20 protein-coding genes and 5 tRNA genes are annotated in these 22319 nt (G+C 71.8%); 8 read left to right on the top strand and 17 right to left on the bottom strand.

The window, feature by feature from the left end; translation table 11 throughout:
* The first annotated feature begins 26 nt into the window (after positions 1 to 26).
* Positions 27 to 1865, top strand: coding sequence for an HSP90 family protein (locus QC385_RS39075; protein WP_279546173.1), 1839 nt, complete (start codon positions 27 to 29; stop codon positions 1863 to 1865).
* Positions 1862 to 4825: a tetratricopeptide repeat protein gene (locus QC385_RS39070; protein WP_279546172.1), complete on the top strand. Its 2964-nt coding sequence runs from the start codon at positions 1862 to 1864 to the stop codon at positions 4823 to 4825. The genes QC385_RS39075 and QC385_RS39070 overlap by 4 nt, the downstream gene beginning before the upstream one ends.
* A 36-nt stretch (positions 4826 to 4861) precedes the next feature.
* Here QC385_RS39070 and QC385_RS39065 read toward each other — a convergent pair whose 3' ends face one another.
* Positions 4862 to 6799: a DAK2 domain-containing protein gene (locus QC385_RS39065; RefSeq protein WP_279546171.1), complete on the bottom strand. Its 1938-nt coding sequence runs from the start codon at positions 6797 to 6799 to the stop codon at positions 4862 to 4864.
* A 248-nt stretch (positions 6800 to 7047) separates the two neighbouring features.
* On the opposite strand from QC385_RS39065, the gene rpmB reads away from it, so the two are divergent.
* Positions 7048 to 7233, top strand: coding sequence for a 50S ribosomal protein L28 (rpmB, locus tag QC385_RS39060; protein ID WP_004924906.1), 186 nt, complete (start codon positions 7048 to 7050; stop codon positions 7231 to 7233).
* Between the two features lie 116 nt (positions 7234 to 7349).
* On the opposite strand, the gene thiD is transcribed toward rpmB, so the two are convergent.
* Both thiD and QC385_RS39050 read right to left on the bottom strand, forming a co-directional pair.
* On the bottom strand, positions 7350 to 8141 hold the full coding sequence (gene thiD / locus QC385_RS39055; RefSeq protein ID WP_279546170.1) for a bifunctional hydroxymethylpyrimidine kinase/phosphomethylpyrimidine kinase: 792 nt from the start codon (positions 8139 to 8141) through the stop codon (positions 7350 to 7352).
* Positions 8138 to 9103, bottom strand: coding sequence for a thiamine-phosphate kinase (locus QC385_RS39050; RefSeq protein WP_020270061.1), 966 nt, complete (start codon positions 9101 to 9103; stop codon positions 8138 to 8140). Before QC385_RS39050 ends, thiD begins: the two co-directional genes overlap by 4 nt.
* A gap of 206 nt (positions 9104 to 9309) precedes the next feature.
* Between QC385_RS39050 and QC385_RS39045 the strand changes: the two genes are divergently transcribed.
* Positions 9310 to 9543 (top strand): Lrp/AsnC family transcriptional regulator, encoded by a 234-nt coding sequence (locus tag QC385_RS39045; RefSeq protein ID WP_003997603.1) that lies wholly within the window; start codon positions 9310 to 9312, stop codon positions 9541 to 9543.
* A 20-nt stretch (positions 9544 to 9563) separates the two neighbouring features.
* Positions 9564 to 10085, top strand: coding sequence for a DUF3515 domain-containing protein (locus tag QC385_RS39040; RefSeq protein WP_279546169.1), 522 nt, complete (start codon positions 9564 to 9566; stop codon positions 10083 to 10085).
* A gap of 62 nt (positions 10086 to 10147) precedes the next feature.
* On the opposite strand, the gene QC385_RS39035 is transcribed toward QC385_RS39040, so the two are convergent.
* Genes QC385_RS39035 through QC385_RS39025 form a run of 3 tightly spaced genes read right to left on the bottom strand, consistent with a single transcriptional unit; the run spans position 10148 to position 13193 of the window.
* The gene (locus QC385_RS39035; protein ID WP_279546167.1) at positions 10148 to 11305 is read right to left on the bottom strand and encodes a D-alanine--D-alanine ligase family protein; all 1158 of its coding nucleotides are present in this window, start codon (positions 11303 to 11305) and stop codon (positions 10148 to 10150) included.
* Between the two features lie 59 nt (positions 11306 to 11364).
* Positions 11365 to 12375: an NAD(P)H-dependent glycerol-3-phosphate dehydrogenase gene (locus tag QC385_RS39030; RefSeq protein ID WP_279546165.1), complete on the bottom strand. Its 1011-nt coding sequence runs from the start codon at positions 12373 to 12375 to the stop codon at positions 11365 to 11367.
* The gene (locus tag QC385_RS39025) at positions 12372 to 13193 is read right to left on the bottom strand and encodes a lysophospholipid acyltransferase family protein (protein WP_279546164.1); all 822 of its coding nucleotides are present in this window, start codon (positions 13191 to 13193) and stop codon (positions 12372 to 12374) included. Before QC385_RS39025 ends, QC385_RS39030 begins: the two co-directional genes overlap by 4 nt.
* A gap of 158 nt (positions 13194 to 13351) precedes the next feature.
* Here QC385_RS39025 and cofC point away from each other — a divergent pair, with 158 nt between their 5' ends.
* Together cofC and QC385_RS39015 are read left to right on the top strand one after the other, a co-directional pair.
* Positions 13352 to 13990 (top strand): 2-phospho-L-lactate guanylyltransferase, encoded by a 639-nt coding sequence (gene cofC, locus QC385_RS39020; protein WP_279546163.1) that lies wholly within the window; start codon positions 13352 to 13354, stop codon positions 13988 to 13990.
* Between the two features lie 9 nt (positions 13991 to 13999).
* Positions 14000 to 14203: a hypothetical protein gene (locus QC385_RS39015; RefSeq protein WP_010044574.1), complete on the top strand. Its 204-nt coding sequence runs from the start codon at positions 14000 to 14002 to the stop codon at positions 14201 to 14203.
* Between the two features lie 71 nt (positions 14204 to 14274).
* Here the strand turns inward: QC385_RS39015 and QC385_RS39010 are convergent, their stop codons facing one another.
* The 4 genes from QC385_RS39010 to leuC form a co-directional block, all read right to left on the bottom strand.
* Positions 14275 to 14910 (bottom strand): HU family DNA-binding protein, encoded by a 636-nt coding sequence (locus QC385_RS39010; protein ID WP_150483229.1) that lies wholly within the window; start codon positions 14908 to 14910, stop codon positions 14275 to 14277.
* Between the two features lie 136 nt (positions 14911 to 15046).
* A complete protein-coding gene (locus tag QC385_RS39005; protein WP_279546160.1) occupies positions 15047 to 15277 on the bottom strand; it encodes a hypothetical protein in 231 nt (76 codons plus the stop codon).
* A 276-nt stretch (positions 15278 to 15553) separates the two neighbouring features.
* On the bottom strand, positions 15554 to 16147 hold the full coding sequence (gene leuD, locus QC385_RS39000; RefSeq protein WP_279546158.1) for a 3-isopropylmalate dehydratase small subunit: 594 nt from the start codon (positions 16145 to 16147) through the stop codon (positions 15554 to 15556).
* A gap of 5 nt (positions 16148 to 16152) precedes the next feature.
* Positions 16153 to 17583 (bottom strand): 3-isopropylmalate dehydratase large subunit, encoded by a 1431-nt coding sequence (gene leuC, locus QC385_RS38995; RefSeq protein WP_279546157.1) that lies wholly within the window; start codon positions 17581 to 17583, stop codon positions 16153 to 16155.
* 197 nt (positions 17584 to 17780) lie between these two features.
* On the opposite strand from leuC, the gene ndgR reads away from it, so the two are divergent.
* On the top strand, positions 17781 to 18497 hold the full coding sequence (gene ndgR, locus QC385_RS38990; protein WP_184988622.1) for an IclR family transcriptional regulator NdgR: 717 nt from the start codon (positions 17781 to 17783) through the stop codon (positions 18495 to 18497).
* A 132-nt stretch (positions 18498 to 18629) separates the two neighbouring features.
* Here the strand turns inward: ndgR and QC385_RS38985 are convergent.
* The 7 genes from QC385_RS38985 to QC385_RS38955 form a co-directional block, all read right to left on the bottom strand.
* Positions 18630 to 18702: transfer RNA gene (locus tag QC385_RS38985), tRNA-Glu, on the bottom strand.
* Positions 18703 to 18730: 28 nt separating this feature from the next.
* Positions 18731 to 18802: transfer RNA gene (locus QC385_RS38980), tRNA-Gln, on the bottom strand.
* 20 nt (positions 18803 to 18822) lie between these two features.
* Positions 18823 to 18895, bottom strand: a tRNA-Glu gene (locus tag QC385_RS38975).
* 39 nt (positions 18896 to 18934) lie between these two features.
* Positions 18935 to 19007: transfer RNA gene (locus QC385_RS38970), tRNA-Glu, on the bottom strand.
* Between the two features lie 40 nt (positions 19008 to 19047).
* Positions 19048 to 19119 (bottom strand) — tRNA-Gln (locus QC385_RS38965).
* A 91-nt stretch (positions 19120 to 19210) separates the two neighbouring features.
* Positions 19211 to 19942 (bottom strand): HAD family hydrolase, encoded by a 732-nt coding sequence (locus QC385_RS38960; protein WP_279546155.1) that lies wholly within the window; start codon positions 19940 to 19942, stop codon positions 19211 to 19213.
* A 29-nt stretch (positions 19943 to 19971) separates the two neighbouring features.
* Positions 19972 to 22188 carry a hypothetical protein gene (locus tag QC385_RS38955; RefSeq protein WP_279546154.1) on the bottom strand — a complete coding sequence of 739 codons (2217 nt, stop codon included), beginning with the start codon at positions 22186 to 22188 and terminating at the stop codon, positions 19972 to 19974.
* Positions 22189 to 22319: the final 131 nt, after the last annotated feature.

Raw genomic sequence — 22319 nt, 5'->3', positions numbered from 1 at the left:
GCGAGTCCCCCACCGGCGCCGTGAAGATGGACTCCCAGACCTCACAGGCATCCCAGGCACCCCATTCGCCCCAGTCACCTCATACGTTCCAGGTCGACCTGCGTGGTCTGGTGGACCTGCTCTCCCACCACCTCTACTCCAGCCCCAAGGTGTACCTGCGGGAGCTGCTGCAGAACGCCGTGGACGCCATCACCGCCAGACGCACGACGGAACCGGAGGCTCCGGCCCGGGTGCGGCTGACCGCGGAGGGCGGCGCCCTGTGCGTCGAGGACACCGGTGTCGGCCTCACCGAGGCGGACGTGCACGACCTGCTCGCCACGATCGGGCGCAGTTCCAAGCGTGCCGAGGGCCTCCAGGAGGCGCGTTCCGAGTTTCTCGGGCAGTTCGGCATCGGCCTGCTGGCCTGCTTCGTCGTCGCCGAGCGGATCCGGGTGGTCAGCCGGAGCGCCCGTACGCCCGGGGCGCCGCCGGTGGAGTGGACGGCGTCCGACGACGGCTCGTACATCGTGCGGACGCTGCCGGACGCCGAGCGTCCCGAACCGGGCACCACCGTGCATCTGGTGGCGCGGGCCGGAGCCGCGGAGTGGCTCACGCCCGAGCGGGTCGAGGCGCTGGCCCGGGACTTCGGGTCGCTGCTGCCGTACGACGTCCGGGTGGGCGACGAGCCGGTCACCGACCTGCCGGCGCCCTGGGACCGGTCGTACCAGAGCCCGGCCGCCCGCCGTGTCGCCCTCGCCCGGCACTGCCACGAGCTGTTCGGCTTCACCCCGCTCGACGCGATCGACCTGTCCGTGCCGCTGGCCGGCGTCCGCGGAGTGGCCTACGTGCTGCCGTCGGCCGTCAGCCCGGCCCAGCGCGCAGGGCACCGCGTGCATCTCAAGGGCATGCTGCTGACCGAGCGGGCCGAACAGCTGCTGCCCGACTGGGCGTTCTTCGTGCGCTGTGTCCTGGACACGGACAGCCTGCGGCCGACGGCCTCGCGCGAGGCGCTGTACGAGGACGAGACCCTGGCCGCCGTACGGGAGACGCTGGGCGAGCGGATCCGGGCCTGGCTGACCGGTCTGGCCGCCGGTGATCCGGAGCGGCTGGCCGCGTTCCTCGCGGTGCACCACCTGGGCGTGAAGTCCCTGGCCCGGCACGACCGGGAGATGCTGCGCACGATGCTGCCGTGGCTGCCGTTCGAGACGACCGACGGACGGCTGTCCCTGGAGGAGTTCGCGCAGCGGCACCCGGTGGTGCACTTCACGCGGACCGTCGAGGAGTACCGGCAGGTCGCGCCGATCGCGTCCGCGCAGGGCATCGGCGTGATCAACGGCGGCTACACGTACGACAGCGAGCTGGTGGAGGCGCTGCCCTCGGTGCGGCCGGGGACCGTGGTCGCCGAGCTGGACGCCGAGACGGTGACCGCGCATCTGGACGCGGTCGATCCGGCCGAGGAGCTGGCCCTGTCCGGCTTCCTGGCGGCGGCGCGGGCCCGGCTCGACCCGCTGGGCTGTGACGTCGTGCTGCGGGCCTTCCACCCGCTCTCCGTGCCCGCGCTGCACCTCGACGACCGGGACGCCCGGCACGAACAGGCCCGGGCGGACGCCGAGGCACAGGCCGACGACCTGTGGGCGGGAATCCTCGGCTCCCTGCGCGGCAGCGCCCCGCGCGCGCGTCTGGTGCTCAACCACCTCAACCCGCTCGTCAGGCGGATCAGCTCGCTGCACGACCCGGAGCTGATCGGCACGGCCACGGAGTCGCTGTACGGGCAGGCGCTGCTGATGGCGCAGCGGCCGCTCAGGCCCGCCGACTCGGCGCTGCTCAACCGCGCGTTCATCGGCCTCCTGGAGTGGGCCACGCACAGCGAGGACGGTCAGGCGTGAGCGAGATCACCGACTTCGACGCGCTGCGCCGGGCGATGGCGGAGAACTCCGGGCAGCCGGAGGGCCCGGCCCGCAACGCGCGTGCCGAGGAACTGCTGGCCGCCGCCGAGAAGCTGAACGTCCCGCTCGCCGTGATCGAGGCGCTCGGACACCAGTTGAAGGTCTACAACTACAGCTCCGAGAAAGGAAAGATGTTCGTCCCCTTCGCGCGCCTGCTGCGCATGTGGGACGAACACCCCGAGGACTTCGACGAGTACGAGACCCACACGCTGCACTGGGTCTTCAAGTGGGTGTCGTCCGGCATGCTCGACCAGCCGCACATCCCGCTCGCGTCGATCGAGAAGTGGCTCGGCGAGATGGAGCACCGCTACCGGCTCGCCGGGTACTCCGAGCGGGCCGTGCGCAGCGCCGAGCACAGCGTGGCCGCGCATGTGGGGGACCTGGCGCGGGCCGAGCGGGCGTACACCGCGTGGCTGGACGCCGACCGGGACCGCATGTCCGACTGCCACGCCTGCGAACTGCACGCGCAGGGCTGGTGGCATGCGCAGCGGGGCCGGGACGCGCAGGCGCTGGAGCTGTGGCGGCCGGTGCTGGAGGGCGAGTACGCCTGCGCCCATGAACCGCACGCGGCCCTGGCCTCCTCCCTGGTGCCGCTGCTGCGGCTGGGCCGGCTGGACGAGGCCCGTGGGAACCATCTGCGGGGCTTGCGGCTCGTGCGGGCCATGGAGAGCATGCGCGGCGCCTACGCGGAGCACGTGGAGTTCTGCGCGCTGACCGGCAACGAGGCGCGCGGTCTCGAACTGCTCGCGGAGCGGCCGGCGTACTTCACCGACGACGGGCAGCCGCAGAGCAGGCTGGACTTCATGAGCGTGGTGGCCCTGCTCATGGACCGCCTGACCGGGCTGGGTCTGGGCGACCGGCAGGTTCCCGGTCCGGCCGGCCGCGAGTGGACCGCCCGTGAGCTGGCCACGCACGCGCGTGCGGAGGCCCTCGCCCTGGCGGCCCGCTTCGACGAGCGCAACGGCACGACGCACGTCAGCGAGCGGGCACGCACGCGTATGGAGCAGTGCCCGTCGGCGGACCGGCTGCCGCTGGGGGTGCGGTCCGTACGGCCGGTACCGCCGCCCGCTCCCCCGGTGGTCCCGGCCGCGGCCACCGGGGAGCCGGATCTGCCCGCCCTGCTGGCCGAGGCACGGCGGCTGTCGGACAACCTGCGGCCGAACGCCGTGGAGGCGTGGGCGGCGGTCGCCGAAGCCGCGGAGGGTGTGGAGCTGGACCCGCGCGACCGGGCCGAGCTGGCCGACCACGAGGCGATGGGTCTCGGTCCGGAGGGCGCCGCCCTCTTCGAACGGGCCGCGGAGCTGTACGCGGCCGCGGGTGACCCCGGTGAGGCCCTGGCGGCACACGCGCGTGCGGCGTACGTGCGTGCTCTCGGGGGTGACGTGGACGCGGCACTCGCGGCGGTGTCCGGCCCCTGCGACGAGGTCCTCGCGCTGTACGCCGCCGGTGACACCGGGATGCGCCAGACTGCCTCCGTCCTGATGGGCCGGGCCCGGATCCTGATGCGCCGGGCGCACGAGGCCGGGGAAGGTCTCGCGCAGGACGCCGAGGGCGACGGCCCGGAGGCGGTGCTCGGCGAGGCCGAAGCCGCTGTCCGGGAGGTCCTGGCTCTCGTCGACGGGCGGACCGGGGAGGACGTGCGGCTGGCCGCGCGGGCCGCCGAGGCCCAGGCGATGCTCGCCGAGCTGGCCGGACTGCGCGGGGATCTGAAGGCGGCCGCGGGATTGTTCGCGCGGGGCGCGGCGGCGTTCGTCGCGGCGGGGCTGCCGTGGTTCGCGGTGGAGTACGAGGCCCGGCTGGCCTCCCTGGCCCACCACCTCGGCGACATGGCCGGTGCGGAACGGGCGCTGCGGGCGGCCCTGGAGCACGGCGGGGCCCAGCTGGAGGCGCCCGGAAGGGCTCAGCTGCACCTCCAGCTCGCCGAGTTGACCGGCGGCCGGGGCGATGCCGTGGAGGCCGCCCAGCACGCCCTGGAGGCCGCGCACTGGGCCGACGAGGCGGGCGAGAGCGCGACCCTGGGCGCCTGGGCCCGGCAGCAGCTCGGCGGATTCCTGCTGCGGCAGGGGCGGTGGGCCGAGGCCGCGGAGGTGCTGGAGTCGGCGCTGCCCGACCTGACGGCCCAGACGCACGGCGACGGGGCGATCGTGCAGACGCAGTGGTGGCTCGGCGACTGCCTGAGCGAACTCGGCGAGCACCGTGCCGCCGCCGAACGGCGTCTCCAGGCCGCCGAGATCGCCCGGCACTGGCCCGAACAGCACGACCACGCGACCCTGGCCCACCTGGCCGGGGAGTCCCTGGGGCAGGCCGGGCTGGCCGAGGAGGCGGACGGGGCCTACGCGCGCGCGGGCGACCTGTGGCGCCAACTCGGCAACGTCCACGGGCTGGTCCGCTCCCTGCGCGCCCGCGCCTGGCTGGCGTTGCGCGCGCGGGACGGCCTTGAGGAGGCACGCGCCCTGATGGCGGAGGCGGTCCGGGAGGGCGAGGCGGCACGGGACATGGCGTCCGACGCCGATTCCCGGCAGCAGCTCGTCGCCGAACTCGGCCATACGCACAGGCAGTTCGGTGACCTGCTGGCCCGTTCCGTCTCGGAGGACGCCGACGACGCCTCGGCCCGGGCCGGGTTCGAGGATGCCCTGTCCCAAGTGCTGCGGTCGGCCGAGGTGTTCGCCACCCTCGGGGACGCCGCCCTGCACAGCCGCACCGGCGCCGAGCTCGCCGCGGGCCGGCTCGAGGCCGAACTGGGCCGCCCGGACGACGCGGCGGCACGCGCGCGTGCGGTGCTGGCGGCGTACGGCGGACGCGACACGTCGGAGACCAGCGACGGGGACGGCGACGGCGACGGCGAAGCGGTGCGGGCTCGGCGGGCGGAGGCGGAGCAGCTGCTCCGGCTCGTCGAGTAGGCGTACGCGTAGGAGTACGAGTAGGAGTGCCTCCGCTTACTCCACGCCGATGAGCAGCACGGCCCCCTGCCGCCCGCCCCGGTACACGACCGTGTCGACGGCGAGGTACCCCTCGCGGACCCGGCCCTCCAGGCGCTCGGCGATGGTGCCGGGAGCCTCGTCGCCTAGCACCAGGGTGACCATCTCGCCCCCGGCCGCGAGCATGCGGTCCAGGACGGTCTCGGCGGTGGCCGTGACGTCCGAGCCGATCACGGCCACGTCGCCGTCGATCAGCCCGAGTACGTCGCCGGCCTGGCAGATGCCGGCCATCGTCCAGGCCTGCCGTTCGGCGACGGTGACCTCGGCGTAGCGGGTCGCACCGGCCGCCGAGGTCATCGACACCACGTCCTCGTCGAAGCGGCGCTCCGGCTCGTGCACGGCCAGCGCCGCGATGCCCTGGACCGCCGAGCGGGTCGGGATGAGGGCCACGCGGATGCCCTCGGTACGGGCCTGCTCGGCCGCCGCGGCGGCGGTGTGGCGCAGCTCGCCGTCGTTGGGCAGCAGCACGACCTCGCGCGCGTGGGCCCGCCGCACGGCCTGCACGAGTTCACCGCTCGCCGGCGGCTCCCCGGGGCGTGCGAGCACGGTGGTCGCGCCGGCCTCCGTGTACAGCCCGGCCAGGCCCTCGCCGGGCACCACGGCCACGACGGCACGCTGGGCGCGCTCGCGGGGAGGCCGCTCGGCGCCGGTGGTGTGCACGTCCCCGGCGCCGAAGTGCGTGATCCGGATCCGGTAGGGCCGCCCGGCCTCGATACCGGCCTCGACGGCGGCACCCGCGTCGTCGACATGGACATGGACGTTCCACAGCCCGTCGCCGCCGACCACGACGAGCGAGTCCCCGAGCCCGTCGAGCCGCTCCCGCAACCGCTCCACGGCCGTGTCCTCGGCCTCCAGCAGGTAGATCACCTCGAAGGCGGGGCCGTCCACGTCGGCCGCGGCGGCACCGTCGGCACACTCCCCGCTCGGGGCGCCGACGGCCGGGGCGGGCCCTTCGGCGGCTTCCACGCGCGCGTGCGGGCCCCGCGGGTCCACGTACAAGCCCTGCGAGTCCTCGGCCGGCCCCGCGAGCCCACCCGATGCCGAACCGTCAGCTTGACCGGGCACCACGCGCGCGTGCGGCACCCCAGGGCCCCCAGGGTCCCCAGCCACCAGGGCTCCGGGCACCCCGGCCTCGGGCACCACCGCGCCGGCCGGCCCCGCGCCGACCCGCAGCGCACCCGCCGTCACCGTCGCGGCCGACTCCCGCGGCCGCTCCCCCGTGAACGTCTCCACCAGCGCCCCGAGCACCGCCACCAGTCCCCGTCCACCGGCGTCGACCACCCCGGCGCGCTCCAGAACGGGCAGCTGGCCCGGCGTCGCGGCCAGCGCCGCGCGCGCTCCCTCATAGGCCGCCCGGGCCACCGTCCCGCAGTCACCCTCGGCACCACAGGCCGCGTCGGCGGCGTCGGCAGCGGCCGAGGCGACCGTGAGGACCGTGCCCTCGACGGGGTGGGCCACGGCCCGCCTGGCGGAGTCGGCCGCGTGCCGCAGGGCCAGCCGCAGGCCCCGGCCGTCGGCGTGCGCGCTCTCGCCGACGGCCTGTGGGGTCCCGCCCCCGGCCAGGACCTGGGACATGCCGCGCAGCAGCTGGGCGAGGATCGTCCCGGAGTTCCCACGTGCCCCGATGAGCGCCCCGTGCGCCATCGCCCGGGTGGCGTCGGCCAGCGTCGGCCCCTCGGGACCCGACCCCGCCGCATGCCCCGCGAACACGGCCTCGACCGCCGCGACGGCGGACTCCACGGTCAGATACAGATTCGTGCCGGTGTCCCCGTCCGCGACGGGATAGACGTTGATCGCGTCAATCTCCTCACGCGCCCGCCCCAGCGTCTCGAGTGCGAGACCGCACCAGGTGCGCACCGCGAGAGCATCGAAGAATGGCTGCGGCACCTGCGCCACTGCGCCTCCCTGAGCTGCTGGACGTGGCACGCAGCGTAGACCGCGGGGCGGTGTCCACCGGAAGTGGGCCGGGAGAGGACCCGGGCCGACCATGGTAGTTTCATTGCACGGGCGCAGTCGTTGTATGCTGCTCCGGTTGCCCGATCCGAATCGGGCCATTCCCCTGGCAGCGCCACTCCGATCCTCCGATCCGGATCCCGGCATGCCGGGATCAACCGTAAGTGCATCTGAAGTCTTTGGAGTGACCCGTGGCTGCCAACTGCGACGTCTGCGGCAAGGGGCCGGGCTTCGGCAACAACATCTCGCACTCGCACCGCCGTACGCCCCGTCGCTGGAACCCGAACATCCAGCGTGTGCGTACCGTGGTGGGCGGGACGCCGAAGCGCGTGAACGCTTGCACCTCGTGCATCAAGGCCGGCAAGGTCTCGCGCTGACGCTCAGCTAGCGCGCGGCCACTGCTGGTTCGCTCAGAGAGCCGGTCCACCTCAGGTGGACCGGCTCTTTGCCATGTCTTGCCGCCGTCATGATGCTCATGAACCGGCCCCGGTGCTCAGGAACCGTCCCGGAACCGCCAGCCATGATCCACCGGCCCGATTCCCCCGCCGAGCGCGAACCCGGCCGCGATCGCCCCGGTGACGTACTCCTTGGCCGCCGTCACCGCCTCGGGCACCGAGTGCCCCTTGGCGAGCTGTGACGCGATCGCGGAGGCGAGGGTGCAGCCCGTGCCGTGGGTGTGCCGGTTGTCGTGGCGAGGCGCCCGCAGCCAGTGCTCCTCGGAGCCGTCGGTGAGCAGGTCCACGGCGTCCCCGGACAGGTGACCGCCCTTGATCAGCACCCACCGCGGCCCGTACTCCAGCACGGCCGCCGCCGCCCGCCGCAGTTGCTCCTCCGACTCGACGCGCACGCCCGTCAGCTGGGCCACCTCGTCGAGGTTCGGGGTGGCGACCGTCGCCACCGGCAGCAGCTTCGTACGGACGGAGTCCAGGGCCGAGGCAGCGAGCAGGGAGTCGCCGTGCTTGGAGACGCCCACCGGGTCGACGACCGCCGGGGCGTCCGTGCCCGCGATCAACCCGGCCACCGCCTCCACGAGTTCGGCGGAGGCCAGCATCCCGGTCTTGACCGCCTGGACGCCGATGTCGTCGACGACACTGCGGTACTGGGCCCGCACCGCCTCCACGGGCAGCTCCCAAGCGCCCTGCACACCGAGTGAGTTCTGTGCGGTCACCGCCGTGAGGACGCTCATGCCGTGCACGCCGAGCGCGAGCATCGTCTTCAGGTCGGCCTGGATGCCGGCGCCGCCGCCCGAGTCGGAGCCCGCCACCGTGAGGACGTTGGGAATCATGAGTCCATGTCCCCGAAGTGGTCCCAGCCGCCCTTACTGGTCCACGGCGCCCCGTCGACCGTCACCTGGGGCAGCGCCGACGGGTTGAGGACCTCGCCGATGACCTTCCAGCGGGCGGGCAGCTTCACGTCCGGCGGGAAGGTCGCCACGATCGCGTGGTCCTCTCCGCCGGTCAGCACCCACTGCATGGGGTCGACGCCGACGGCCTGCCCGATGTCGTTCATCTGGGAGGGGATGTCGATCGCCCCGGAGCGGATGTCGATACGGACCTTGCTTGCCTCGGCGATGTGCCCGAGGTCGGCGATCAGCCCGTCGCTCACGTCGCACATGGCGGTCGCCCCGAGCCCCGCGGCGGCCGGACCCGCGTGGTACGGCGGCTCGGGCCGCCGGTGGGCCTCCACGAAGGCGCGCGGCGAACGGAACCCGCGCGACAGCACCGCGTACCCGGCCGCCGACCAGCCCAGCCAGCCGGTCACCGCGACGAGGTCGCCGGGCTGCGCGCCCGCCCGCGTCACCGGCTCCTGGTTGCGCAGATCGCCGAGCGCGGTGATCGACACCATGATCGAGTCGCCGCGTACGACGTCACCGCCGACCACGGCGGCACCGGCCACCTGGCATTCGTCGCGCAGGCCGTCCATCAGCTCGCTCGCCCACGTCACCGGCAGCTCGGCCGGGACGACCAGACCGAGCAGCAGCGCGGTCGGTACGGCACCCATGGCGGCGATGTCGGCGAGGTTCTGCGCCGCCGCCTTGCGGCCCACGTCGTAGGCCGTCGACCAGTCCCGGCGGAAGTGCCGGCCCTCCACGAGGATGTCCGTGCTCGCCACCACCCTGCGGTCGGGCGCGGCCACCACGGCGGCGTCGTCGCCGGGGCCGACCCGGACCGCCGGGGTGGTGGTCAGACGGGAGGTGAGCTCCCTGATGAGCCCGAACTCACCGAGCTCACCAACAGTGCCCTTCATTGCCCTTTCTCCCCTTCTGTACCTGTACGTGCCCGGTCGCGAGGCCTCTCGGTCCTCGCTACGGTCGAAGTGACCGTCAAGTTCTGCCGGACCTGCACCCCGGCGCGCAAGACCCGGTCCCCGCAGGTCTCCCCGCGGCGAGCGGCGACGCGATACCGTGGCGTTCCTTTTCCCCACATGATCCTCGTGGCCGCCCTGGAGGTTCCGTGGTACAGGCGTACATCCTGATCCAGACGGAGGTCGGCAAGGCGTCGACCGTCGCCGAGACGATCAGCAAGATCCCTGGAGTCATCCAGGCCGAGGACGTCACAGGACCCTACGACGTGATCGTGCGGGCCCAGGCCGACACCGTCGACGACCTCGGACGCATGGTGGTCGCCAAAGTCCAGCAAGTGGACGGCATCACCCGCACCCTGACCTGCCCGGTCGTCCATCTGTAGCCCCCGTCTACCCTGTGCCGGTGAACTCTTTCCGTCACCGGCACCGCTCTGTGTTCCGCGTTTTCCTCCGCCTGCCCGCTCTCGCGCTGTTGATCACTGCCGCGGGCTGCTCCTCAGCAGACGACAGCGGACCGGCGGCGGTTCCCAGTCCGGACGCGAAGGTCACGGAACTGTGCCGGAACCTGGACAAGGTACTGCCCGCGAAGGTGGACGGAGAGCGTCGCGAGGATCCCGAGCCCGCGTCGGCGCTGACGGCGGGCTGGGGCAGCCCGGCGATCATACTTCGCTGCGGTGTGCCCCAGCCGCCGAAGATGGTCGATCCGAAGGTGGCCGACGGGCACGATCCGGATGCGGTCGCCGGGGGTGTGAACGGGGTCGACTGGCTGATGGAGAAGCAGGACGACGGGGCGTACCGGTTCACCACCGCCAACCGGGAGGCGTATGTCGAGGTCGGAGTGCCGGAAGGGGTGGACAGCTCCGGTGTCCTGATCGATCTGGCCTCGGCCGTGAAGAAGGCGATCCCCGAGGGGATCGCCTCCTGAGCGCCGTGCCGTGAACGCCGTGCTGTGAACGCCGTGCTGTGAACGCCGTCCCGGGATTGTTCCTAGCGAAGGCCCGTTGAACGGCGAAGCGCCGCCTGCACCAGCCGGTCCACCAGCTCCGGGTAGCTCACCCCGCTCGCCTGCCACATCTGCGGATACATCGAGATGGGCGTGAAGCCGGGCATCGTGTTGATCTCGTTGATCACGAACTCGCCGTCCTCGGTGAGGAAGAAGTCCGCGCGGACCAGGCCCTCGCAGGACGCCGCATCGAACGCGTCGACCGCCAGGCGCTGGACCTCCGCCGTCTCCTCCGGAGTCAGCGGCGCCGGCACGATCCCCGGCGTCGAGTCGATGTACTTGGCCTCGAAGTCGTAGTACGCGTGCGCCTCGGGCGAGGGGATCTCGGCGGGCGCGGAGGCCCGGGGGCCGTCCTCGAACTCCAGGACACCGCACTCGATCTCGCGGCCGCGCAGCGCCGCCTCCACGAGGATCTTCGGGTCGTGCCGCTGGGCCTCGGCGATCGCCTCGTCGAGGCCGGAGAGGTCGTCGACCTTGGTGATGCCGATCGAGGAACCGGCGCGCGCGGGCTTCACGAACAGCGGCCAGCCGTGCTCCCCGGCGAAGTCGACGATCTTCTTGCGGGCGGCCGGCTCGTCCTGCTGCCACTCACGGGGCCGGATCACCAGGTACGGGCCCACCTTCAGCCCGAACGAGGTGAACACCCGCTTCATGTACTCCTTGTCCTGGCCCACGGCCGAGGCGAGCACACCGGAGCCCACGTACGGGACGCCGGAGAGCTCCAGGAGGCCCTGGAGGGTGCCGTCCTCGCCGTAGGGGCCGTGCAGCACCGGGAAGACCACGTCGACCTCGCCGAGCGCCTTGGGGACCGATCCCGGCTCGCTGTAGACGACTTCGCGGTTGGCGGGGTCGACCGGGAGGATCACTCCACCCTCGGCGGACTCGGCGAGCAGGTCGACGCTCGGCTGGCGCCGGTCGATGATCGCCATCCGCTCCGGTTCGTCCGCCGTGAGCGCCCAGCGGCCGTCCTGGGTGATGCCGATCGGAAGGACGTCGTACTTCGTCCGGTCGATGGCCTTGAGGACGGCGCCGGCGGTGACCACGGAGATCCCGTGTTCGGAGCTGCGCCCGCCGAACACGACGGCCACACGCGGCTTACGAGGCGGCTGCTCGGGGCTCTGGGGGAGGTTCTCGGTGCTCATATCGCGTTGAGAGTACCCGTTGGTAAGGCCGGGATACAGCGCCCCCGGACCCGCGTCGCTCAGCGTCGTTCCGGCTTCGCGCTGCGCGACATCAGCTCCTTGAGAGCCACCACCGGAGGCTTGCCCTCGTGCACGATACCGACGACCGTCTCCGTGATGGGCATGTCGACGCCGTGCCGGCGGGCCAGATCCAGTACCGACTCGCAGGACTTGACGCCCTCGGCGGTCTGCTTGGTGACCGCGATGGTCTCCTGGAGCGTCATGCCCTTGCCGAGGTTGGTGCCGAAGGTGTGGTTGCGGGACAGCGGCGAGGAACAGGTGGCCACCAGGTCGCCCAGGCCCGCGAGTCCGGAGAAGGTCAGCGGGTCCGCGCCGAGCGCCATGCCGAGCCGGGTGGTCTCGGCGAGCCCGCGGGTGATGAGCGAGCCCTTGGCGTTGTCGCCGAGGCCCATGCCGTCCGCGATGCCGACGGCCAGGCCGATGACGTTCTTGACGGCGCCGCCGAGTTCACAGCCGACGACGTCGGTGTTGGTGTACGGGCGGAAGTACGGCGTGTGGCAGGCGGCCTGGAGCCGCTGGGCGACGGCCTCGTCGGTGCAGGCGACCACGGCGGCGGCCGGCATCCGCGCGGCGATCTCGCGGGCCAGGTTGGGTCCGGTGACCACGGCGATGCGGTCCGGGCCGACCTTGGCGACGTCGTCGATGACCTCGCTCATGCGCATCGCGGAGCCGAGTTCGACGCCCTTCATCAGCGACACGAGGACCGTGCCGGGGGCTAGCAGCGGGGCCCAGTCGGCGAGGTTGCCGCGCAGGGTCTGCGAGGGGACCGAGAGGACCGTGAAGTCGGCGTCCGCGGCCGCTTCCGCGGGATCCGTGGTGGCCCGCACGTTCTCCGGGAGTTCGACGCCCGGGAAGTAGTCGGGATTGGCGCGGGTGGAGTTGATCGCCTCCACGACCTCCGGGCGGCGCCCCCACAGGGTGACCTCGCACCCGGCGTCGGCGAGCACCATGCCGAAGGCCGTGCCCCACGAACCGGCGCTCAGGACCGCCGCCTTGACCGGCTTGCTCACTTGCCCAGCCCCTCTTCCTGTGCCGACTGCGCCGGCTGTGCCGACTGCACCTGCGATGCCGCCTGCCGCGCGCCCCGCTGCGTCTGCGCCTTTGTGCGGCGCCGCTGTTCGCTCCGCTCCCGGCGCGGGTCGTAGGGCGTCTCGGGCGCCTTTTCGCCGCGGATCTCCTCCAGCTGGCGGGTGATGGCGGCCATGATGACCTCGGTGGCCTCCTTCAGGAGCTCCGTGGTCATCTCCCGGTCGTAGAACCGCGTGAGGTCCACCGGCGGTCCGGCGAGCACGCGGTGCGTCTTGCGCGGCAGAAGGTGCGGCTTCCTCGCGTACGGCGGCAGCAGTTCGTTGCAGCCCCACTGGGCGACGGGGATCACCGGGCACTTGGTCTGGAGGGCGACGCGGGCGGCCCCGGTCTTGCCGGTCATGGGCCAGCCCGCCGGGTCGCGGGTGAGGGTGCCCTCGGGATAGAAGGCGACGCATTCCCCGCGGTCCACGGCGTCGATCGCGGCACGGAAGGCGCTCAGCGCGTCCGTGCTCTCCCGGTAGACGGGAATCTGCCCGGTGCCGCGCATCGCGGCGCCGACGAATCCCTTCTTGAAAAGCCCGCTCTTCGCGAGGAATCGCGGGACGCGCCCGGTGTTGTACTGAAAGTGCGCGTAAGCGAAGGGGTCGATGTGCGAATTGTGGTTCACCGCGGTGATAAATCCGCCCTCGGCCGGAATGTGCTCCATTCCTCGCCAGTCCCGCCTGAGCAGAACCACCAGCGGCGGTTTGCAGATCACCGCGGCGAAGCGGTACCAGAAGCCGATTCTGCGGCGGGGCACGCGGACACCTTCCTCTTGGGCCTGATGCGGGGGCCACGGGGGGCCGCACAAGTGTCGCCCCAGGCCGCCGGTCTGTCGAGAACACCGTACGCCCCGACACGCGGGGCGCCGTCGGCCCCGGGTGACAATGACCGCGACAAGAGAGGGACGGAACATCTGTGCAGTGGACCTTGGTCGTACCCCTGAAGCCCCTGGCCCAGGCCAAGAGCAGGCTTGCGGACACCGCGGACGACGGGCTGCGGCCGGACCTGGCGCTCGCCTTCGCCCAGGACACGGTGGCGGCAGCGCTGGCGTGCCCGGCGGTACGGGATGTGGCAGTCGTCACGGACGACGCCCGGGCCGGCCGCGAGCTGGCCGCGCTGGGCGCCGCGATCATCCCCGACGAGCCGGGAAGCGGCCTCAACGCCGCCCTCGCACATGCGGCGGGGGCCGTACGGGCCGCACGTCCCGAAAGCCCGGTGGCCGCGCTCAACGCCGACCTGCCGGCGCTGCGCCCGCCGGAATTGGCCCGGGTGCTCGACGCCGCCGCTGAATTCCCGCGCGCATTTCTCCCGGACGCGGCCGCAATCGGCACGACTCTGCTGGCCGCCGCCCCGGGCCGGCAATTGTCCCCGGCTTTCGGTATCGATTCCCGGGCCCGGCACCGCGCGTCCGGGGCCGTGGAACTGTCGCTCGCCGCCGTGGATTCCGTACGCCAGGACGTGGACACCGGCGACGACCTGCGCACCGCGCTGGCCCTGGGGGTCGGCCCTCATACGGCCGCGGCCGCCGCGCGGTTGCTGATACCCGGGCAGTAGGCTGCGGCCATGCAGGCGACCGCGTACACGTACGACCCCGAAAGCCGCAGCGGGCAGGTGCTCCTGGACGACGGCACCCCGGTGCCCTTCGACGCGGCGGCCTTCGACGCGGGCGGCTTGAGGCTGCTGCGCCCGGGACAGCGGGTGCGGATCGAGGTGGAGGGCGCGAAGGAGGACCTCCGGATCACTCTGGTGACCCTCCAGACCCTCTGACCACTGACTGAACACACCGCGGGCCGGACTCCGTACGGAGTCCGGCCCGGCGCGTGAGTGCCCCAGCGCCCCTACTTCTTGCGGGCGGTGGTCTTCTTCGCGGTGGTCTTGCGCGCCGTCGACTTCTTGGCGGGCGCCTTCTTGGCGGTCGCCTTCTTCGCCGGTGCCTTCTTGGCGGTGGTCTTCTTCGCGGCGGTGGTCTTGGCCGTCGTGGTCTTGGCCGGGGCCTTCTTGGCCGTGGTCTTCTTCGCGGCCGCCGTCTTGGTGGTGGCCTTCTTCGCCGGAGCCTTCTTCGCGGTGGTCTTCTTCGCGGCGGCCGTCTTGGCGGTCGCCTTCTTCGCCGCCGCCTTCTTGACCGTCGCGCCGGCGCCGCCGGTCAGGCTGCCCTTCGGAGCCTTCTTGACGGAGACCTCGCCGCCCCGCGGCAGCTTCTTCGAGCCGCTGACCAGGTCCTTGAAGCCCTGGCCCGCGCGGAAGCGCGGAACGGAGGTCTTCTTGACCCGAACCCGCTCGCCCGTCTGGGGGTTACGGGCGTAGCGGGCCGGACGGTCGACCTTCTCGAAGGAACCGAAGCCGGTGACGGAGACCCTCTCACCAGCGACGACCGCGCGGACGATGGCGTCCAGTACATGGTCGACAGCATCGGCGGCCTGCTGTCGGCCGCCCATCTTGTCGGCAATCGCTTCTACGAGCTGCGCCTTGTTCACGTCTTCCCCTTCGGAGACATCGCCAGAACGAAAGTGTTCAAGCTTTTTCGCACGTTAGGCAGATATATACCGCAAATCAAACACGAAACGGGCTTATCACCCTTGTGCCGCAACGAACTCGGCGGTGCCGTCCGGGTCAGCGTTCCTCGTCGGGGAGACGTCCCTCTTCGAGGTCCGCGGTGAACCGATCCAGCCGCCTTGCCGCGTCGGCGAGATCGTGCTTGGCCGCGGCCGTAATGACCAGCAGCTTCCGGGTCAGCGCCATCCGTACGCCCTCCGGGACTTGCAGTGCGCGCACCCTTGCGTGCGCTTCCTTGAGTTGGCCCGCGACTGCCGTATAGAGCTCGAGTTGGCCGTCGTGTTCCATGCACAGATTGTGCCATCTGGGGCGAGTTGTCGCCTGCGCAGGGGACAACTGCCGCCTCAAACGGTCTTCCGGGCGCACACGGAAGTCACGGCTGTACATCTCGCGTACCCCAACAACCACCGGCTTAACGTGGGAAGTTGGCTGCCAGGCTCAAGGCGGGCAGGGCCGTTCGGGTGCAGAAAAGGCTGTACCCCCGATCGGGCTGATCGGGGGTACAGAGGGGTGTTGCGGTGGCCGAAAGTCGCCTTGTTCAGGGGCGGCGGATCGTGCGCCGGATCAGACCGGCAGCGTCCGCGGCTTGAACGACGGGCGCTTCGCCTCGTACGCGGCGATGTCCTCCTCGTTCTGGAGGGTGATCGAGATGTCGTCGAGGCCGTTCAGCAGCCGCCAGCGGGCGTTCTCGTCCAGCTCGAAGGAGGCGGTGATGCCCTCGGCGCGGACCTCGCGGGCGACCAGGTCGACGGTGATCTCGGCCTGCGGGTCCTTCTCGGTGAGCTCCCACAGCGCGTCCACGATCTTCTGCTCCAGAACGACCGTGAGCAGGCCGTTCTTGAGCGAGTTGCCGCGGAAGATGTCGGCGAAGCGGGAGGAGATCACGGCCTTGAAGCCGAAGTTCTGAAGCGCCCAGACGGCGTGCTCGCGGGAGGAGCCGGTGCCGAAGTCGGGGCCGGCGACCAGGACGGTCGCGCCCTGCCGCTCCGGCTGGTTGAGCACGAACGACGCGTCCTTGCGCCAGGCCTCGAACAGCCCGTCCTCGAACCCGTCCCGCGTGACCTTCTTGAGCCAGTGGGCGGGGATGATCTGGTCGGTGTCGACGTTGCTGCGGCGCAGCGGGACGGCCCGGCCGGTGTGGGTGGTGAAGGCTTCCATGATTCTCAGACTCCAGCGGGCGTACGGGTGTCGGCGTCGGCCAGGTCGGCCGGGGAGGCCAGGTGGCCAAGGACGGCGGTGGCGGCCGCGACCTGCGGCGACACCAGGTGCGTACGACCGCCCTTGCCCTGTCGGCCCTCGAAGTTGCGGTTGGAGGTGGACGCGGAACGCTCACCCGGGGCCAGCTGGTCGGGGTTCATGCCCAGACACATCGAGCAGCCCGCGTGCCGCCACTCGGCGCCGGCGTCCTTGAAGACGACGTCCAGCCCCTCGGAGACGGCCTGGAGACCCACCCGCGCGGAGCCCGGCACGACCAGCATCCGTACGCCGTCGGCGACTTTGCGGCCCTTGATCAACTCGGCGGCGGCGCGCAGGTCCTCGATGCGGCCGTTGGTGCAGGAGCCTACGAAGACGGTGTCCACCTTGATGGAGCGCAGCGGCTGCCCGGCCTCCAACCCCATGTATTCCAGGGCCTTTTCGGCGGCGTAGCGCTCCGATGCGTCTTCGTACGAAGCAGGGTCGGGGACGGACGCCGAAAGCGGCGCGCCCTGGCCTGGGTTGGTGCCCCAGGTGACGAACGGCGACAGTTCGGCGGCGTCGATGACGACCTCGGCGTCGAACTCGGCGTCCTCGTCGGTCCTGAGCGTCTTCCAGTACTCGACGGCGGCGTCCCAGTCCGCACCCTCGGGGGCGTGCGGGCGGCCCTTGAGGTACGCGAAGGTGGTCTCGTCCGGGGCGATCATGCCCGCGCGGGCGCCGGCCTCGATCGACATGTTGCAGATGGTCATGCGCGCTTCCATCGACAGCTTCTCGATGGCCTCGCCGCGGTACTCCAGGACGTAACCCTGGCCGCCACCGGTGCCGATCCGGGCGATGATCGCCAGGATCAGGTCCTTGGCCGTGACACCCTCGGGCAGTTCGCCGTCGACGGTGATCGCCATGGTCTTCGGGCGGGACATCGGCAGCGTCTGGGTGGCCAGCACGTGCTCCACCTGGGAGGTGCCGATGCCGAACGCCAGCGCGCCGAAGGCACCGTGCGTGGAGGTGTGGGAGTCACCGCAGACCACGGTCATGCCGGGCTGGGTCAGGCCCAGCTGCGGGCCGACGACGTGGACGACGCCCTGCTCGACGTCGCCCAGCGGGTGCAGCCGCACGCCGAAGTCGGCGGCGTTCTTGCGCAGCGTCTCCAGCTGGATCCGGGAGACCGGGTCCGCGATCGGCTTGTCGATGTCGAGGGTGGGGGTGTTGTGGTCCTCGGTCGCGATGGTGAGGTCGAGGCGCCGCACCTGGCGGCCGCTCTTGCGGAGGCCGTCGAAGGCCTGCGGGCTGGTCACCTCGTGCAGCAGGTGCAGATCGATGAAGAGAAGGTCGGGCTCGCCCTCCGCGCGCCGGACGACATGGTCGTCCCAGACTTTCTCCGCGAGTGTCCTACCCATCGCTGTTCCCTCCGGTCGACGACGGTCCGCCGACCCAACTAGAGATCTTGAAGAGGCGGGCCCGCGCCCCTGCGTTTCCGGGCAACCGCCGCCAGGCCCGTACGTCACGGGCCGCTGTGACTTCGTGTCTTCCAGAGTGGCGGGTTCCACGAGAATTTGAACTTGCGTTTCACAGAGTGAGACGCGAGTATCGTTTCATGGACAACAGTAGCGGCGTCGGCGTTCTGGACAAGGCGGCCCTCGTCCTGAGCGCTCTGGAGTCCGGGCCGGCCACCCTCGCGGGTCTGGTCGGCGCCACCGGACTGGCACGACCCACGGCCCACCGCCTGGCCGTGGCGCTGGAACACCACCGCATGGTGGCGCGCGACATGCAGGGCCGTTTCATTCTCGGCCCTCGCCTGGCAGAACTGGCCGCGGCCGCGGGTGAGGACCGTCTCCTCGCCACCGCGGGTCCGGTGCTCACCCACCTCCGTGACATCACGGGCGAGAGCGCGCAGCTCTACCGTCGCCAGGGCGACATGCGCATCTGCGTCGCCGCGGCGGAGCGTCTGTCCGGACTGCGGGACACCGTCCCGGTCGGCTCGACGCTCACGATGAAGGCCGGCTCCTCGGCGCAGATCCTTCTGGCCTGGGAGGAGCCGGAGCGGCTGCACCGCGGCCTCCAGGGCGCGCGCTTCACGGCGACGGCCCTGTCGGGCGTACGGCGCCGGGGCTGGGCCCAGTCGATCGGCGAGCGCGAGCCGGGAGTCGCGTCGGTCTCCGCGCCGGTGCGGGGGCCTTCCAACCGTGTGGTGGCCGCCGTGTCGGTGTCCGGGCCGATCGAGCGGTTGACTCGGCACCCGGGCCGGATGCATGCGCAGGCTGTGATCGATGCGGCGGGGCGTCTCTCCGAAGCGTTGCGGCGCACCGGCTGATCGACAGGGCATTCGGGGAGGGTCGGCCTCAACGCCGCGGCAGGCTTTCCCCGACCAGGCGCCCTGACAGAGTTCCCCGCGCCCCTGAAAGCCAAGAAGGCCCTCCACCGAAGTGGAGGGCCTTCTCGTACGTACCCCCGACCGGATTCGAACCGGCGCTACCGCCTTGAGAGGGCGGCGTGCTAGGCCGCTACACAACGGGGGCCTGGACTCTGCGTTTCCGCAGGCCCGAGCTGGTCTACCTGGACTCGAACCAAGACTAACTGAACCAGAATCAGTCGTGCTGCCAATTACACCATAGACCAATGTGGTTTAGACCAGTCAGTACCCCCGACCGGATTCGAACCGGCGCTACCGCCTTGAGAGGGCGGCGTGCTAGGCCGCTACACAACGGGGGCCCTAGCAGTCCCGAGATGATCGTCGATCTTCGGAACCAGTACCCCCGACCGGATTCGAACCGGCGCTACTGCCTTGAGAGGGCAGCGTGCTAGGCCGCTACACAACGGGGGCTTGCGGATCGGAATCCGCTGGTGCAGATGAGCTCTGCGAGCTGGCCTACCTGGACTCGAACCAAGACTAACTGAACCAGAATCAGTCGTGCTGCCAATTACACCATAGGCCACTGGAACGCAAGCCCCGGAGGGGGATCTTGTTCAAGTAGTGCGCCTGGGGCTCCTGCCTTCCGGCCCGCTCCCCGCGGCGCAGGAAGAACATTACCCGAAGGTGGACGGGGCTCCAAAACGAGTATCCGCGCCGAGCAGCGACGGCAGTTCGGCGAGGGAGGCGATGCGGTGCGGCCCGACGGGCGGGTCGATCGTGGCGTACGCACCCCCGCGGTCGATCCACACCGACAGCAGCCCGGCGTCGGCGGCACCCCGTCCGTCGATCTCCGGGTGGTCGCCGACGTAGGCGACCTGGTGCGGCGGCAGGTCGAGGGCGTCGCAGGCCGCCAGGAACGCCCCGGCCTCGGGTTTCGAGACGCCGAGCTCGGCCGCGCACAGGATGCTCTCGAAGCGGTCGTGGACACCGAGGACGCGCAGTTTGCGGTCCTGTACGTGGAGGCTGGAGTTGGACAGCACGGCGTGCCGGTGGCTGGCGGCGAGCGCGTCGAGGACGGGCAGGACGTCCGGGAAGAGGGCCCAGACCGCCTCGTAGTGGGCGCGGTACCGGTGGAACCACCCGTCGGCCTCGGCGTCGGAGAGGTCCTGGCCGACGAACACCCGCACGCGGTCGCGCCGCTGGTCCTCGAAGGTGGCCTCACCGGCCGCGAAGCGCGCCCATTGCGCGTCGGTGATCTCCCGCCAGCGGGTGAGGGCCTGCTCGACGGTGCCGTAGCCGTCGAGCAGGCCCTCGGCCGTCAGGTGGGCGCGCATGCCGAGGCGGTCGGCGGTGGTGTAGTCGAAGAGGGTGTCGTCGACGTCCCAGACCACGGCGTGGATCCTCATGGTCGGACCGTACCCACCGCCGGGCGCTCTCAGCCCAGGGTCATCGTGCCGGAGAGCGTGAGGTCCGGGCCCCGGCCGTCGCGGGGGTGGGCGGTGAGCCGCCAGGTGAAGGGGCCGGACCCGGCTCCGGCGCCGGTGTCGGTGGTGCCGTCCCAGGCGGGGCGTACGGCGGCTCCGGTGGAGGCGCCGGTCAGGGTGCTGACGACCGTGCCCGAGGCCTTGGTCAGGGTCAGGGTCCAGGTGGACGGCTTGTTCAGCTGCCACACCGGTGACCAGGGCATCGACCTGCCGATCACGGACGGCGAGTAGACCTGGGCCTCCATCTGCGCGAGCGGTGAGGTGGGGACGCCGGCGGCGACGATCGAGACCTCTCCGTACGTGCCGTTGAGGTAGGCGATGTGGCCGCCGAAGCGGTCGACGGCCCAGCGGCCGTTGCTGCCGCCGGTGTTCTGGTCCGCGGCCGGCAGTTTCACCAGGGTGCGGGTGGTCGCCGTGCCGGTGTGGAAGTCGGTGAGCAGCAGTTCGTGGGTGGTGCGGTTCTCACGGAGCAGGAAGCCGTCGGCGAGGCGGGCCGGGCCGTGGTCGGCCGGGACCGTGATCTTCCGGTCGGTGGCGCGGTCGTAGACGCCCGCGGTGCCGCCGCAGGTCCAGTACAGCCAGGTGTTGACGGCCTGGATGTCGGTGGGGGTGCACGAGGCGCCGGTGGCGAGGGTGGTGGTCGTCCCGGTCTTGAGGTTGCGGCCGGAGACCGAGCCCTGGGTGCTGCCCGGCGTCCACAGGGTCTGGCCCCAGACGGCGGCCGCGGTGCGGTCGCGGGTGAGGATGGTCTCGCCGCCGGTCGCGGCGCGCGGGAAGTCCACGAGCCGCTGCTTGCCCGAGGAGCCGTTGTAGAGCACGTAGCGGCCGGTGCCGCCGGCGAGGCGGCCACCGGAGTCGCCGTCCGTGCGCTCGCTGAGGATGGTGCTGGTGTCGAGGCCGACGTTGAGGACGGACTCCTGGCCCGCCGAGTTGGTCCACAGATAGCCGACCCGGCCGTCTCCGAGGGCCTCCAGCTGGGGGCAGGCGGCGTCGCCGGGGAGGCAGGTGGTCCCGCTCAGCGCCGGGCTGCGAGGAGTCTGCGCACCGGTGGGCCGACCGTCGGCGTCCAACTGGAAGCCGCTGTAACGGAGCGAGGCGCCCGGCGTCGCGCCCTGGAGGAACAACTCGCCGCCGGCGACGGCCAGTCCCTGCACTCCGGTCGCGGCAGCGGGGACCCGGGCCACCTTGGTGGTGGTGAGTCCGCCGCTGCCGGTGAGGGTGATCCGGTGGATGTTCCAGTCGAGGCTGGAGCGGCCCGCGGTGGCCAGCGCTCCGCCGTCCAGGGTCGGGTCGATGCCGCCGAACGACGAGGTGAGCACGGTGCTCGAAGCCCCGGTGACCAGGGAGCGGGCGGTGAGCGCGGCCTCGGTGCCGCCCTGGACGAAGGCCGGGTTGCCGAGCAGGAGCTGGTCGCCCACGACTGCTTCGGGCTGGGCGTCGGTCCTGGTGAGGGCGGTGGGCTCGGTGCCGGGTCCGGCGTCCACCCGGATCGCCTTCCAGTCGGCGACGAGCCAGCGGTCGTTGAAGGCGAGCTGCGGGGTCGCCTCGTCGCTGGTGACGTACGTGCGGAAGGCGCCGTCGGCGAGGTCGACCAGACCCACCGACGTCTTGCCGTCCAGCACGTAGACGACCGCGAGACGGCCGACCGAGCCGCCGGTGCGGTACAGGACGGGCCGGGCTCCCGCGGGGAAGCCGGTGACCGGGGTGTCCACGGTGAGGGTTTCCTCGGCGGTGCGCAGCACGTGCAGGGCGCCGGTGCCGTCCATGGTCAGCACGCTCCAGCCCGCGGCGGCCCGGTAGGCGTGCCCGGAGGGGATCGTGACGGTGGCGGTGACGCCCGTGGAGCGGTGCCGCTGGGTGACGGTCTGGCCGTCGCGGGTGTTCACGACGTCGGTGCCGCTGGCCAGGTCGTCCGGGCCGGCGTGGGCGGGCGGGACCGCGTCGGGGTAGTCCACCGTGGTGACCGAGGTGGTCCCCGGCCGGTACTGGAAGCCGGACGCGCCGGCCCACGGGTAGTCGACGGTCACGCGCTTCTCGGTGACGAGCCGCACCGTGCCGACCGGCTCGTCGGCCTGGGGTGCCGCCTGCGCGGGTGCGGTCGGTACGGTGCAGGACAGGGCCACCACCCCGCCGACGGCCGCCTGGACGAGTCTTCGTGAACGGCTCATGTATCCCCCCGGTTCCTGGGCGCACACGGACACCGTGCACAGGGGGCATCCAACGTCTCTCCCGGGGACAGGAGCCGGCCGGAAGGATGAACTCCGGGTGACGGCTGGGCGGACACGGCGAGGGCGGCGCC

Source organism: Streptomyces sp. DH10 (assembly GCF_029813805.1).
Lineage (GTDB): Bacteria > Actinomycetota > Actinomycetes > Streptomycetales > Streptomycetaceae > Streptomyces > Streptomyces coeruleofuscus.
This window is presented reverse-complemented; position numbering and strand designations above follow the sequence as displayed.